Origin of the sequence: Nonomuraea sp. NPDC049269, assembly GCF_043197155.1 — a bacterium.
In the GTDB taxonomy this organism is placed as follows: domain Bacteria; phylum Actinomycetota; class Actinomycetes; order Streptosporangiales; family Streptosporangiaceae; genus Nonomuraea.
Genome location: NZ_JBICSO010000003.1, coordinates 62,595 through 75,718, shown reverse-complemented (window position 1 = coordinate 75,718; position 13,124 = coordinate 62,595). Strand labels below are relative to the sequence as shown.

General features: G+C 69.8%; 14 protein-coding genes. 5 read left to right on the top strand and 9 right to left on the bottom strand.

The window, feature by feature from the left end; all coding sequences use genetic code 11:
- Positions 1-102: 102 nt before the first annotated feature.
- From pyrH to ACGFNP_RS18055, 3 genes are all read left to right on the top strand, one after another.
- The gene (pyrH, locus tag ACGFNP_RS18065) at positions 103-801 is read left to right on the top strand and encodes a UMP kinase (RefSeq protein WP_217709034.1); all 699 of its coding nucleotides are present in this window, start codon (positions 103-105) and stop codon (positions 799-801) included.
- A gap of 43 nt (positions 802-844) precedes the next feature.
- Entirely contained in the window at positions 845-1,402 is a 558-nt protein-coding gene (gene frr, locus ACGFNP_RS18060) for a ribosome recycling factor (RefSeq protein ID WP_358317369.1), read from the top strand.
- Positions 1,403-1,472: 70 nt separating this feature from the next.
- Complete coding sequence (locus ACGFNP_RS18055) at positions 1,473-2,312, top strand: phosphatidate cytidylyltransferase (protein WP_358317371.1); 840 nt, start codon at positions 1,473-1,475, stop codon at positions 2,310-2,312.
- A gap of 274 nt (positions 2,313-2,586) precedes the next feature.
- On the opposite strand, the gene ACGFNP_RS18050 is transcribed toward ACGFNP_RS18055, so the two are convergent.
- Positions 2,587-3,609 (bottom strand): suppressor of fused domain protein, encoded by a 1,023-nt coding sequence (locus ACGFNP_RS18050; RefSeq protein WP_358317373.1) that lies wholly within the window; start codon positions 3,607-3,609, stop codon positions 2,587-2,589.
- Between the two features lie 132 nt (positions 3,610-3,741).
- Between ACGFNP_RS18050 and rlmN the strand changes: the two genes are divergently transcribed.
- Positions 3,742-4,842, top strand: a complete 1,101-nt coding sequence (gene rlmN / locus ACGFNP_RS18045) for a 23S rRNA (adenine(2503)-C(2))-methyltransferase RlmN (RefSeq protein WP_358317375.1) — start codon at positions 3,742-3,744, stop codon at positions 4,840-4,842.
- 6 nt (positions 4,843-4,848) lie between these two features.
- On the opposite strand, the gene ACGFNP_RS18040 is transcribed toward rlmN, so the two are convergent.
- The 3 genes from ACGFNP_RS18040 to ACGFNP_RS18030 form a co-directional block, all read right to left on the bottom strand.
- Positions 4,849-5,550, bottom strand: coding sequence for an SGNH/GDSL hydrolase family protein (locus tag ACGFNP_RS18040; RefSeq protein WP_393319834.1), 702 nt, complete (start codon positions 5,548-5,550; stop codon positions 4,849-4,851).
- 82 nt (positions 5,551-5,632) lie between these two features.
- Positions 5,633-6,304, bottom strand: a complete 672-nt coding sequence (locus tag ACGFNP_RS18035) for a hypothetical protein (RefSeq protein WP_358317379.1) — start codon at positions 6,302-6,304, stop codon at positions 5,633-5,635.
- Positions 6,301-6,963, bottom strand: a complete 663-nt coding sequence (locus tag ACGFNP_RS18030) for an ATP-binding cassette domain-containing protein (RefSeq protein WP_393319830.1) — start codon at positions 6,961-6,963, stop codon at positions 6,301-6,303. Before ACGFNP_RS18030 ends, ACGFNP_RS18035 begins: the two co-directional genes overlap by 4 nt.
- Before the next feature lie 140 nt (positions 6,964-7,103).
- On the opposite strand from ACGFNP_RS18030, the gene ACGFNP_RS18025 reads away from it, so the two are divergent.
- Entirely contained in the window at positions 7,104-7,652 is a 549-nt protein-coding gene (locus ACGFNP_RS18025) for a DivIVA domain-containing protein (RefSeq protein WP_393319827.1), read from the top strand.
- 22 nt (positions 7,653-7,674) lie between these two features.
- Here the strand turns inward: ACGFNP_RS18025 and ACGFNP_RS18020 are convergent, their stop codons facing one another.
- From ACGFNP_RS18020 to iolC, 5 genes are read right to left on the bottom strand one after another with little or no spacing between them, the layout of a single operon-like run.
- Positions 7,675-8,328, bottom strand: coding sequence for an HAD family hydrolase (locus tag ACGFNP_RS18020; protein WP_358317385.1), 654 nt, complete (start codon positions 8,326-8,328; stop codon positions 7,675-7,677).
- A gap of 39 nt (positions 8,329-8,367) precedes the next feature.
- Positions 8,368-10,224: a 3D-(3,5/4)-trihydroxycyclohexane-1,2-dione acylhydrolase (decyclizing) gene (gene iolD, locus ACGFNP_RS18015; protein WP_358317387.1), complete on the bottom strand. Its 1,857-nt coding sequence runs from the start codon at positions 10,222-10,224 to the stop codon at positions 8,368-8,370.
- Entirely contained in the window at positions 10,221-11,060 is an 840-nt protein-coding gene (gene iolB / locus ACGFNP_RS18010; protein ID WP_358317389.1) for a 5-deoxy-glucuronate isomerase, read from the bottom strand. The genes iolD and iolB overlap by 4 nt, the downstream gene beginning before the upstream one ends.
- Complete coding sequence (locus ACGFNP_RS18005; RefSeq protein WP_393319823.1) at positions 11,057-11,962, bottom strand: deoxyribose-phosphate aldolase; 906 nt, start codon at positions 11,960-11,962, stop codon at positions 11,057-11,059. The genes iolB and ACGFNP_RS18005 overlap by 4 nt, the downstream gene beginning before the upstream one ends.
- Entirely contained in the window at positions 11,959-12,882 is a 924-nt protein-coding gene (gene iolC / locus ACGFNP_RS18000) for a 5-dehydro-2-deoxygluconokinase (protein WP_358317393.1), read from the bottom strand. Before iolC ends, ACGFNP_RS18005 begins: the two co-directional genes overlap by 4 nt.
- Positions 12,883-13,124 lie beyond the last annotated feature (242 nt).

Sequence of the window (13,124 nt, the reverse complement as noted above, 5' to 3'; positions counted from 1 at the left end):
ATCGAACCGCCTAAGAGGGAGGCCGCCGCCGTGCAGGAGAACCAGGAGCCAGCTACGTCGGCGGCTTCTTCATATCAGAGCCCGCTCCGGTGGAAGCGGGTCATGCTGAAGCTGTCAGGTGAGGCGTTCGCCGGTGGCGATCCGCTGGGGATCGACCCGCTGGTGGTCGATCACCTGGCCGACTCGATCGCCGAGGCCGTACGCGAGGGTGTGCAGGTGGCGGTGGTGGTCGGCGGCGGCAACATGTTCCGCGGCGCGGCGCTGTCCGAGCAGGGCATCGATCGCGCCCGCGCCGACTACATGGGCATGCTGGGCACGGTCATCAACTGTCTCGCGCTGCAGGACTTCCTGGAGCGGCGGGGTGTCGAGACCCGCGTGCAGACCGCCATCACCATGCAGCAGGTCGCCGAGCCGTTCCTGCCGCGCCGCGCGATCAGGCACCTGGAGAAGGGCCGTGTGGTCATCTTCGGCGCCGGGCTCGGCTCGCCGTTCTTCTCCACCGACACCGCGGCGTCCCAGCGCGCCCTGGAGATCGGCGCCGAGGCGCTGCTCAAGGGTACGCAGGTTGACGGGGTCTACGACTCCGATCCGCGGAAGAATCCCGACGCGGTCAGGTTCGACCACCTCGACTACGGCGAGGTGCTGATCCGCGACCTCCAGGTCATGGACGCCACCGCGATCAGCCTGTGCAAGGACAACGACCTCCCGATCGTCGTCTTCGACTTGATGGGCGAGGGCAACATCCTGCGAGCGGTCCGTGGTGAGAAAATCGGCACGCTGGTGAGTCCCGCAGGCAAATGAGGGAGTGCGCCCGACATCGCCAGCTAGAAGACAGGGAGCCGCTGTGATCGACGAAACCCTCCTCGAAGCCGAGGAAAAGATGGACAAGGCCGTTGCGGTCGCGAAGGAGGACTTCGCGAGCATCCGGACGGGCCGGGTCACCCCTTCGATGTTCAACAAGATCAATGCCGAGTACTACGGCACGCCGACCCCGATCCAGCAGTTGGCCTCGTTCCACGTACCCGAGGCCCGCATGATCATCATCCAGCCCTACGACAAGGGCTCGATGTCTGCGATCGAGAAGGCGATCCGTGACTCCGACCTGGGCGTCAACCCCGGCAACGACGGGGCGGTGATCCGCGTGTCGTTCCCCGAGCTGTCGGAGGACCGGCGCAAGGAGTACATCAAGGTCGCCAGGAACAAGGGCGAGCACGCCAAGGTGTCCGTGCGCAACATCCGCCGCTCCGCCAAGGAGATCCTCGACAAGATGATCAAGGATGGCGAGGCGGGCGAGGACGAGGTCCGTCGCGCGGAGAAGGAGCTTGACGACATCACCCAGAAGCATGTCGCCAAGATCGACGATCTGCTCAAGCACAAGGAAACCGAGCTGCTCGAGGTCTGAGCGGCGCGCCGCACGGCCCTCGCCCGATGGCGGGGGCCGTGGCACAGGGAAGGCCCAGGGAAGAGACTCTGTGGAAGAACGTACGGCTGGCTCCAGCCCGAGCGGCGGCAGCCGTACCGGACGGAACCTCCCTGCCGCGATAGCGGTGGGCGTGGGGTTGGGCGCGCTGGTCATCGGCACGCTCTACACCGTCAAGGAGCTCTTTCTCCTGGTGCTGGTGGGTGCCGTGGGCGTCGGGGTGGTGGAGCTGACCCAGGCGTTCGGCAGCCGCGGCATCAAGGTGCCGACCGTGCCCGTGCTGGGCGGCATGACGGCGATGCTGGCCGGTGCCTACTGGGGTGGGCCTGTCTGGCTGCTCGGCGCGTTCGTGGTGGTCGTGTTCGTGCTGCTGATCTGGCGGATGTTCAGCGCCGGCACCGACGGATACGTACGTGACGCGACTGCCTCGGTGTTCATTCTGGTCTATCCGCCGCTGCTGGCCGGGTTCGCGGCGCTGCTGCTGGCGCCTGGTGACGGCCGGGAGCGGGTGGTCATCTTCATCGCGGTGACCGTGGCCAGCGACATCGGCGGCTACATCGCGGGTGTGCTGTTCGGTAAGCACCAGATGACCGTCATCAGCCCCAAAAAGACCTGGGAGGGGCTGGCCGGGTCCGTCATCGCGTGCGTCGTGGTGGGAGCCTGGCTGGTGAGCTGGCTCATGGGCGGGCAGTTCTGGCAGGGCGCCCTGATCGGCGCGCTCGCGGCGCTGTTGGCGACCGTTGGGGACCTGATCGAGTCGATGATCAAGCGTGATCTCGGCATCAAGGACCTGGGCTCGATCCTGCCTGGCCACGGCGGACTGATGGACCGGCTCGACTCGCTGGTGACCACGCTGGTGCCGGTCTGGCTGCTGATGACGCTGTTCTTCTGACATACCTCGCCCGCCGCGCTCCGCTCGTGACGCGACCGCGCCCGTCTGGCTCTGGTTCCGTATTCCGTGCGTCATCACGACTGGCCCATGTTTCCGCACTCCTCCGCCGCACTTCGGCTGAGGCCTTCTGGGGGGCAGGCGCGGTGATCGCTGAGGTCCTTCTGGGGGGCGGGGATCGCTGGGGTCCTTCGCGGGAGCGAAGCGGGGATCGCTGGGGTCCTTCTGGGGAGCGGGAGCGACGCTGGTGACGAAGCGGTACGTGTGGAAGACGCGGCTAGTGGCGTTGTTCTTCCATCGCCTCGGTGGTGACCGGCTGGAGCCAGAGCCAGCGGACGGTCTCGCCGCCGAAGGTGAATCCTGATAAATCAGGCATGGCGGGTGGGTCGGCCATCATCACCACCCCCGAGTACTGCGGGCCCAGCGGGAACGTGGCCGGCTCGTGATACCACTTGGCCGTGTGCCCGTGCCCCAGCCACGTGACCGAGTGCCACGGATACTGCGACAGCCACACGAGCAGCAGCGCCGCCTCGCGCGGATCCTCGCGGGTCGCCACGGCCAGCTCGATCCGGGCGTACGCGCCCGGCCGGTCGATCCACTGCTCCACGGTGGGCATCCGCTGGCAGCTCATCCCGACCGTTGACAGCACCGTGAACTCCCGATGCCCGTACGGCGGCCGCTCGGTGATGCCGATGGCCGGCAACCGCTCCCCGCTCGCGTCCCAGTAGCGGCCCGCGGGCCCGAGCGCCCGCTCCAGATGCCCCATGACGAACTGCTGGAACGACGCCCACGACCCATCCCCATACCGCCACCGCCAGTACGATCTGGCGTTGGCGATACGCGGCCGCAGCCCTTCGAGCGCCTCGGACAGCGCCCAGGCGAACGGCGTCTCACCCACGGCGTCACGGGCGTAGCCGGGCATGCCCCTGCTCATGTCGGCCCACCCGGGGATGACCGCCAGCAGATCGTCGTCCTCGTAAACCGCGACCCCGTCGCCCTCCTCGAACCACAGCGCGGTGAGCTGCCCGAGCGGGCGGCGCCCGGCCGGGTGGGTGGTGTTGGCCCTGGGCATGAGCGGCGGCAGCCCGGAGTTGAGCCGGGCCAGATCGACGACCGGGGGCGCGGGACGGTGGTTGGCCAGCCACACGGCGCCGTGCACGGCGCCGTCGGGCGAGCACAGGTAAGCTACCGAGGCGTCCTCGTCCCGCTCGACCACGAGCGTTCGGCTGCCGTACGGGTTGCCGGCGGTGAGGACGACCTCGGTCTGCCCCTCGCCAGACGCCGACCGGAAAATCGCCATACGAGATGCACTCTAGATCGGCCCCCACCCTCATGCGAGGGCTACCGCCACCGGGAGCTCCCTCATGGAATGTCACTTGGGAGCCGAGCGTTCACTACCCTGGTCGGTAACCACCCAAGCAAAGGCAGAAACGTGTCCCAGCAGCCAGGTCAGCTCACCTTCGTCGCGCCGCGCAGGGCCAAGCCGGCTCGGCACCTGGCGGACCTGTCCATGCCTGACCGGCGTGCCGCGGTTGCCGAGCTCGGCGAGAAGGCGTTCCGCGCCGACCAGCTCTCCCGCCACTACTTCGAGCGCCTCAACGCCGACGTGCACGCGATGACCGACCTGCCCGCGGCGGCCCGCGACAAGCTGTCGGTGCTGCTGCCGTCGCTGCTCACCCCGGTCAAGGAGCTGACCACCGACGGCGGCACGACCCGCAAGACGCTGTGGCGGCTCTTCGACGGCGCGCTGGTCGAGTCGGTGCTCATGCGTTATCCCGACCGGGCGACGATCTGCGTGTCGTCGCAGGCCGGCTGCGGCATGAACTGCCCGTTCTGCGCGACGGGCCAGGCCGGGCTGACCCGCAACATGTCCACCGCCGAGATCGTCGAGCAGGTGGTCTCCGGCGCCCGCGCGCTGGCGGCGGGCGATGTGCCCGGCGGCCCCGGCCGGGTGAACAATGTGGTCTTCATGGGCATGGGCGAGCCGCTGGCCAACTACAAGCAGGTCATCGGGGCCGTGCGCCGCATGGTGGAGCCCGCCCCGCACGGTCTCGGCATCTCGGCGCGCGGCGTCACGGTCTCCACGGTCGGCCTGGTGCCCGCCATCGCCAAGCTGGCCGACGAGGGCCTGCCGGTGACGCTCGCGCTGTCCCTGCACGCGCCCGACGACGAGCTGCGCGACACGCTGGTGCCGATCAACACGCGCTGGAAGGTGGCGGAGGTGCTCGACGCCGCCTGGGCGTACGCGGCCAAGACCAAGCGGCGGGTCTCGATCGAGTACGCGCTGATCAAGGACATCAACGACCAGGAGTGGCGGGCCGACCTGCTCGGCAAGCTCGTACGCAACAAGCTGGTGCACGTCAACCTGATCCCGCTCAACCCGACGCCCGGCTCCAAGTGGACCGCCTCCCGGCCGGAGGACGAGCGGGCGTTCGTGCGCCGGCTCGAATTCCACGGCGTGCCGGTGACCGTCCGCGACACCCGCGGCCGCGAGATCGACGGCGCCTGCGGCCAGCTCGCCGCCGCCGAATAAACAAGCTCAGGAAGCGCGGACGAACCCCTCGATCAGGTCCGCGATCATGCCGGCGCCCCGGCTGTTCAGGTGGACGGTGTCGGTGGTCAGCAGCAGGCCGCGGCTCTTGGCGATCGCGTCGAAGCCGCGCCCGAGAAAGAAGTGCTGCATCGCGGCGGTAGGCGCGAGCAGGCTGTCCGGCCGGTAGTGGACGCGCGGCGCGTGGTCCGTCTTCTCCAGGTACGCAACCATCTGCTCGTTGAGCGGAAGGTACGTCACGAACTGCTCGGCCGCGACCTTGCGCACGATCTCCCCGAACTCCGAGGTCCGCCGCAGCGCCACGGAGTCGAGGTCCTCCCCGAGCACCGGCGGGGAGATCAGCGCGATCCGTGCCCGCGTCTCGTCCTTGAGCCGGGTGGCGATGGCGGCGAGGTTCGCGGCGTATCCGTCGGGGGTCGGGTCTTCGGTGAGCTTCCACCGGTCGCGTAGCTTCTGGGCGGTCCGCTCGCCGAGTGTGGCGGTGGCGTCGTTGGTGCCGATGAGCACGGTGACCACGTCGGGGTCCTGGTCGACGACCTCGGAGAGCCGGTCGAGCACATGTGCGGAGACGTCGTAGTTGACGCCCGCGTTGAGCACAGTGCTGTCCGTCAGCCTGGACTCCAGCAGTTTCACATAGTTTCCGCTGACCTGACCACGCGTGATGCTGTCGCCGACACAGATCACCTTCATGACGCCTGCTCCTCATAGGTGGGTGAGTGCTCACTAACCTAGTGGTTCAAAGAGGCGCGTGTGACGTTCCCTGAGGGTTTTTTCAGGGTCTGGTACGGCGCAGCCAGGCGTAGCAGGCCAGGCCGAGCAGGCACCAAACCAGCGAGATGGCCGCGAGCTCGGGCAGCCGGGCTGTCAGCTCGGCGGCGTTCGCGGACTTCATCCAGCCGACGAGAGGGATCGTGAGCCAGTACAAGGGCGAGGCGCTGACCACCAGCATGGCCAGGAAGCCCAGCAGCAGCGCGATGATGGAGATCGCGGGGGAGCGCAGGATCACCCGGCTGGTGAGCGCGCCGAACACGACGCCGGCCAGCGCGGCGATGCCGGACAACGTCAGGACGGCGGCGAACTCCCCGGGCGCCGGGGCGGCGCTGACGCCCAGCGCCAGCCCCCAGCCCAGGGTCAGCGCCACCAGCACCAGCGACGTCACGAGCGCCGCGAGCAGACCCGCGCCCAGCTCGCGCAGCCGCCCGCCCACGCTGATCTCCGACAGGGCCCGCTGCTGGTCGGGCTCGGTGTCGAGCAGGCTCCTGCTGGACCAGGCCAGGATCGGGATCGCCAGCACCACGCCGTCCGTGAGGACGGAGGTCTCGGCGCCCTTGGGCGCGCGGCTGCCGTAGACGATCGCGACCAGCACGAGCAGGAACAGCAGCGCCTGGTAGACGCGGTGCGACCGGACATAGGCGGCGACGCGGAACACGGTCAAAGCGATCATGGCTGCTCCTCGGTGACGATGTCGTGCACCCGGTAGCCCTCGTCACGCATCCTGGCGATGAACGACCGGACCTCGTCCACCGGCAGATCCACCCGTACGGTCGCCCGCTGCCCCACCGTGCCCTCCTTCACCCTGCCGTCCACCACGGTCCAGTGCCGGATGGAGGGAAGGTGGCGCAGGCCGCCCTGGTGGTCGCTGACCACCACGATGGCGCCGCCCTCGGAGAGTTCTGTGACGATGGACGGGAGCGCCTCGCGGGTGTCGGCGTCGAGCCCCGCGAACGGCTCGTCCAGGATGAGCAGGCCGGGGCCGCACATCAGCGCCTGGGTCAGCCCGACCTTGTGGGCGCTGCCCTTCGATAACTCGCTCAGCCGCAGGCCGAGCAGGTGGGCCATGCCGAGGCGCTCCGCCCAGGGCTCCCATCTCGCGCCGCCGCGTACGCGGGACATGTGGCGCAGATAACCGGAGACCGTGAAGGGCTGCTCCATCGGGAAGCGGTCGGGGGCGAAGCCGACCACCGTAGGACGCTCGGTGATCGTGCCCGAGGAGGGCCGGGTGAGCCCGGCAAGCAGGCGGAGGAGCGTGGACTTGCCCGCGCCGTTGACGCCGGCGACCTCGATCACGTCGCCGTGATCGAGGTGCGCGTCCACGTCTCGCATGACGGAAGGGTCACGTCTTCGATAACGGAAAGAGACCTTGGTCAATTGCATGGTTCAGAAACGGTATATCTCAGTTCGCATTGTCGGCGTAAAGAGCCCCACAATATGAGCAACCCCAGCACACCGCAGAAGGAGTGAGCTTGAACCGCTTTCCACGCGTCATGGGCATGCGTTCAGGCTATGACCCAGTCGAGGTCGACGCCCTGATCGGGCGGATCGAGGCGACGTTGGGCCGGGGGCCGCGCGAATTAGCGCAGGTCACGGCCGACGACGTGCGCGGGGCGACGTTCCGGGCCAAGCGCGGCGGCTATCAGGAGACCGCGGTGGACTTCGCGTTGGAGGCGTTCGTGGTGGCGCTGGAGACGCGGGCCAAGAGTCCCGTACGGCTGGCCATGACCGAGCCGACCGGTGAGATGCTGCGCGAGGAGTGGTTCGAGGCGCAGGCGGCGCGGGTGGAGCGGGTGGCCTTCCGGCCCGGGCGGATGGGCACGGGCTACAACGAGGACGAGATCGACGCCTTCCTGGACCGGATCGTGGCCACGCTGCGCGGCACCACCGACTACCCGGTGACGGCCAAGAACGTCCGCGAGGCGAAGTTCTCGACCGTGCTGCTGCGGCCCGGCTACCTGATCGCGGACGTCGACTCGTTCCTGGCCAGCATCGCCGACGTCCTGGAACAACGCGCCTGATCCGGTGGCCGGCGCGCCCGGCTCAGCGGGCGGCCTTCTCCACGACGGACAGCAGCCCGTGCAGGTCGGGTAGCACCTCCTGCAGGATGGACGGGTCCTTCGGCCGTTCGGCCTGCCGGTTGATCCAGACCCGGCGGATGCCCAGCCGGTGCGCCGGCTCCATGTCGTGCATGTAGCTCTGCGCCACGTGCACCCACGGGTCGGGCGCGTGCGCCCGCCTGAACCGGTCGAAGTGCGCGTCGGCCGGCTTGTAGGCGCCCACGTCCTCGGCGGTCACCACCGCGTCGAACGGCACCGGCAGCCGCCGCTGCGTCTCGCCGATGAGGTCCCGGTCGCAGTTGGTGAGCAGCGCCAGGTTCCAGCCGGCCGCCCGCAGCGCCGACAGCTCCGCGCCCACCTCGGGAAAGGCCGGCCAGTACGGGATCGTGGCGGCCAGCACCGAGAGGTCGTCATCGCCGAGCGCCACGCCCTCCTGAGCGCACGCCCGGCGCAGCGCCTCCGCCAGCACCCTGCGGTAGCGCAGGCCGGGCGACTCCTCCTGGACCACGGCCTCGTGCCGGATGTAGGCCGCCAGCAGCCGTTCTCCCTGGCCGGGAGCCACCAGCTCGGCGCTGGTGGAGATGCCGTGCCGCCAGTCGATGAGCGTGCCGAAACAGTCGAACGTTACCCATTTCATGCCTCCCATCATGCGGCATGGCGATCTCCGGCCAACTGGTCAGCCGGGTGTGATGTGCGGCTTCTGGGCGTTCTTCTCCGACTCGTACGAAGCGCGGAGCGTACCGCCTTCCGGCGCGGCCGAGACCTCGGCGACCGGGACGTCCCACCACGCCTCCGACGACGGGCTGTCCAGCAGGGGGTCGGCCCGGACGTAGACGACGGTCGTCTCCTCGGCCGCGCGGGCCGCCTCCAGCGCCTTGCGGAAGTCGGTCAGCGTGTCGGGCCGCAGCACCGTGGCGCCGAGGCTGGCCGCGTTCGTGGCGAGGTCCACCGGCAGTCCGGCGCCGTCGTAGCGGCCGGCGCCCCGGTAGGCGTAGGAGGTGCCGAGCCGTTCGGCGCCGACGCTCTCCGAAAGGCGGCCGATCGAGGCGAAGCCGGAGTTGTCCACCAGCACCACGATCAGCTTGACGCCTTCGGCGACGGCCGTGACCAGTTCCTGCGCCATCATCAGGTAGGAGCCGTCACCCACCATGACGAAGACCTCGCGGTCGGGGACGGCCATCTTGACGCCCAGCCCGCCGGCGATCTCGTAGCCCATGCAGGAGTAGCCGTACTCCACGTGATAGCTGCCCGGACCGCTCGGCCGCCAGAGCTTGTGCAGGTCGCCGGGCATCGAGCCGGCCGCGCAGACCACCACGCCGTCGTCGCCGGCCGCGGCGTTGACCGCGCCGATCACGGCCGACTGCGGCATCGGCCGGCCGTCCAGCGCGTACGCCTCGTCCACCACCGCGTCCCAGGCGGCCGACAGTTCGGCGGCGCGCGAGCGGTAGGACTCCGTGGTGCTCCAGCCCGCGCAGGCCCCGGCCAGCTCGGTCAGGCCCTCGCGGGCGTCGGCCACCACCTGGAGCCCCGAGAGCTTGGCCGCGTCGAAGCCGGTGATGTTCAGGTTGACGAACCGCGTCTCGGCCGCGAAGAGCGTCCGGGAGGCCGTGGTGAAGTCGCTGTAGCGGGTGCCGACGCCGATGATCAGGTCGGCCTCGCGGGCCAGCGCGTTGGCCGCGGTGGTGCCGGTCGCGCCGACCGCGCCCATCGCGAGCGGATGCCCGTACGGCAGCGCGCCCTTGCCCGCCTGTGTCTCGGCGACCGGGATGCCATACGTCTCGGCGAAGGTCCGCAGCTCGGCCGTGGCCTCGCTGTAGATCACCCCGCCACCGGCGATGATCAGCGGGCGGCTCGCGGCCTTGATCAGCTCGGCTGCCCGCGTCAGGGCCGCCCGCTCGGGGCGGGGTCGCGGCACGTGCCAGAGGCGGCGTTCGAACAGCTCCTCCGGCCAGTCGTACGCCTCGGCCTGGACGTCCTGGGGCAGCGCCAGCGTCACCGCGCCCGTGTCGGCCGGGTCGGTGAGCACCCGCATGGCGGCCAGCAGCGCCGACGGGAGCTGTTCGGCCCGGTTGATCCGGTCCCAGTAGCGCGAGACCGGCTTGAAGCAGTCGTTGACCGAGATGTCGTAGGAGCGGGGGTCTTCGAGCTCCTGGAGCACCGGATTGGCGACCCGGGTGGAGAACACGTCGCCGGGCAGCAGCAGCACGGGCAGGCGGTTGATCGTCGCGCCCGCCGCGCCGGTGATCATGTTGGTCGCGCCGGGCCCGATCGAGGTGGTGCAGGCCAGGGTGGACAGCCGGTTGCTGGCCCGGGCGTAGGCGGCGGCCGTGTGCACCATCGCCTGTTCGTTGCGGCTCAGGCGGTAGGGCAGGTCCTCGGTCGAGGTGGCCAGCGCCTGGCCGAGCCCGGCCACGTTGCCGTGGCCGAAGATGCCGAAGCAGCCGCCGAACAGCCGGTGCTCGACGCCGTCGCGCTCGCTCCACTGCCGGGCCAGGAAGCGCACCACGGCCTGCGCCACGGTCAGGCGGGTCATGAGGTCCTCCCGAACGGCAGTCGCGGGTCGATGTCCTGGCCTTCCCAGGAGGAGCGGATCCAGGCGTGCCGGGGGTCGTCGCAGAACGCCATCGACCGCTCGTCGGCGGGACCGGCCAGGACGTTCAGGTAGTACAGGTCGTAGCCGGGCGCGGCCATCGACGGGCCGTGGTAGCCATAGGGCACCAGCACCACGTCACCGGACGAGACCTCGGCCAGCGTGTCGATCTGGCCCCGCTCGGAGGAGTAGACGCGCTGGTAGCCGAGGCCGTCGTCGGCCACCTCGAAATAGTAGATCTCCTCCAGCACGGCTTCGCCCTCGTGGAGGGTGTCGTGCTTGTGCGGGGGATAGGACGACCAGTTGCCGCCGGGCGTGAGCACCTCCACGGCCACGAGCTTGTCGCACTCGAAGACGCCGGGAGCGCAGAAGTTGTTCACCTGGCGGCTGGCCTGGCCCGCGCCGCGGATCTCGACCGGCACTTCCGAGGCCGGGACGTACCGCGGAGCCAACTGCCGGGTCGCCCGAGCGGAGGGGAACGCGATGCGTCCCGACCCCTCCACCGTCACGTCCGAAGAAATCGGGATATAGGCGAAATCGGAAGGCCCGGCGAACACCGACGCGCGCCCTGTCAGCTCGAACTGTGAGGCACCGCACGTCACCGTGCACGAGCCCGACAGCGGCAGGACCAGCATCTCCTCCTCGCCGGTGGAGAAGGAGACCGGGTCGCCGCCGAGGTGGGCCACGCGCAGTCCCGAGTAGGTCCAACCGGCCAGGGAAGGCGTGATCTCCACCGACCACGACCCGCTGGCGGCCTTGCCGTACGGAAGGTATGTCATGAGCGAACCTCTCGAACCAGGGCGGCCGCACCGTCCACGGCGCCGGCGACGTCGTCGTCCGGAGGGTAGAGCAGCGCGCGGCCGATGACGAGCCCGCGCACGCCTGGCAGGCGCAGCGCGCGACCCCAGCCCGCGTAGGCCGCGTCGACGTCGGGCGGGTCGCCGCCGAGCAGCAGCGCGGGCAGCGTGGTGGCGGCCATGACGCGTTCCATCTCGGCGACCACGGGGATCTTCAGCCAGGTGTAGGCGGAGGTGCTGCCGAGCGCCTGGCAGACGCTGATCGACCTGATGACCGCGTCGGGCGACAGGTCGTTGCGCAGGACACCCGTCTCCGTGCGCGCCGACCAGAACGGCTCGACCATCGCCAGCAGCCGCCTGCGGGCCAGGTCGCTGACCGCGCGGGCGCACGACTCCAGCGTGGTGACCGTCGCGTGGTCGGCCGGGTCGATGCGGCAGAGCATCTTGCCGCCGTCGAGGCGCATGGCGTCGATGGAGGCCGCGTCGAAACCGGTGAACCGGTCGTCCAGTTCGAACACCGAGCCCTGCAGGCCGCCCCGGTTCATCGAGCCGAAGGCCAGCTTGTCCTCCAGCGCGCCGAGCAGCAGCAGGTCCTCCAAGACGTCGGGGGAGGCCAGGATGCCATCGACGCCGGGCCTGGCCAGCGCCGTCTGGAGCCGGTCGAGCAGGTCGGTGCGGCTGGCCATGGCCAGCGGCCGGTCGCGGACGCCCAGCGAGCCGCGGGCCGGATGGTCGGCCGCGATGATCAGCAGGCGCTCGCCCTCGCTCGGCAGTCCGCGCCGCTGCCGCCGGGCGGCGGCGCGTTCGATCTCCTCCGGCCTGGTGGCCCGGATGTCGGTCAGGTGGGCGTAGCGGGCGGCTCGGGGCAGCGTGATGTCGCTCATAGGAGTGCCAGCACCTCGTCAGTCGTGGGCATCGCGTCGGCGCAGGCCAGGCGGGCGGCCACGAAGGCGCCGGCCGCGTTGGCGAAACGGACCGTACGCTCCAGCGGCCAGCCGTGGAGCAGCCCCAGGCACACGGCGCCGCCGAACGCGTCGCCCGCGCCGATGCCGTTCACCACGTCGATCTTGACCGGCTCCACCACGGCGTACTCGTCCTTGCTGCGGGCCAGCACCCCGTGCGGGCCCATCTTGACGATCGCGACGCGCATCCCGGCGTCGAGCAGCGCCTGCGCGGCCGCCTCCGGGTCGCGGGTGCCGACCGCGTTCTCCACCTCGTCGAGGTTGCCGACGGCGACGTTGGCGTGCGGGAGCGCCTGGCGTACCGCCTCCTGGGAGGCCTCGGGCGACTCCCAGAGCATCGGGCGGTGGTCCAGGTCGAACACGGTCCAGCCGGACGTGCGCGCGGCCAGCGCGGCGGCGTGCGCGGCGCGGCTCGGCTCCTGGCTCAGACCGGTGCCGGTGAACCAGAACAGCTTCGCCTCGCGGATCGCGGCCAGGTCCAGCGACTCGGCGGTCAGTTGCAGGTCCGGCGGATGCTCGCCCCGGTAGAAGTAGAGCGGGAAGTCGTCAGGCGGGAAGATCTCGCAGAACGTGACAGGCGTCGGGGGACCGTCGACGGTGGCCACGAAGGAGTCGTCCACGCCGAACCCGCGGATCGCCTGCCGGACGAACTCTCCGAAGGGGTCGGCGCCCACCGCGGTGATCACCGCGGCGCGCAGTCCGTGGCGGGCGGCCGCGACCGAGACGTTTGTCGGGCTCCCGCCGAGGAATTTACCGAAGGTCTCGACGTGGGCCAGCCCCACGCCGGTCTGCAGGGGATAGATGTCGACACCGGAGCGGCCGATCGTGATCAGGTCGTACAACGCACCTCCAGAGACGGAGCCTTATTGCCTACTAAGGCATATTGTCATGACATTCGGATGTCCGCTATGTCGGGAATTGCGCCCCGACCGAATCCCCCAATGGGCGGGTCGCCCAAGACGGATCGTCGCCGAGACCTCCTCGTAATAAAGATGCAGCATGTGGACACATGGGCGAAATATCGGCAGACCTTTACGTCATCTGGATGTCATGACATATTGGCCACCGTCGTGCCTTTAGGACG

Bases quoted from the DNA above. Each gene is read 5' to 3' on its own strand.
- ACGFNP_RS18020 (WP_358317385.1), bottom strand. From the start codon at position 8,328: ATGAAATGGGTAACGTTCGACTGTTTCGGCACGCTCATCGACTGGCGG.
- ACGFNP_RS18050 (WP_358317373.1), bottom strand. From the start codon at position 3,609: ATGGCGATTTTCCGGTCGGCGTCTGGCGAGGGGCAGACCGAGGTCGTC.
- iolB (WP_358317389.1), bottom strand. From the start codon at position 11,060: ATGACATACCTTCCGTACGGCAAGGCCGCCAGCGGGTCGTGGTCGGTG.
- iolD (WP_358317387.1), bottom strand. From the start codon at position 10,224: ATGACCCGCCTGACCGTGGCGCAGGCCGTGGTGCGCTTCCTGGCCCGG.
- pyrH (WP_217709034.1), top strand. From the start codon at position 103: ATGCTGAAGCTGTCAGGTGAGGCGTTCGCCGGTGGCGATCCGCTGGGG.
- ACGFNP_RS18040 (WP_393319834.1), bottom strand. From the start codon at position 5,550: ATGAAGGTGATCTGTGTCGGCGACAGCATCACGCGTGGTCAGGTCAGC.
- ACGFNP_RS18035 (WP_358317379.1), bottom strand. From the start codon at position 6,304: ATGATCGCTTTGACCGTGTTCCGCGTCGCCGCCTATGTCCGGTCGCAC.
- ACGFNP_RS18030 (WP_393319830.1), bottom strand. From the start codon at position 6,963: ATGCGAGACGTGGACGCGCACCTCGATCACGGCGACGTGATCGAGGTC.
- ACGFNP_RS18005 (WP_393319823.1), bottom strand. From the start codon at position 11,962: ATGAGCGACATCACGCTGCCCCGAGCCGCCCGCTACGCCCACCTGACC.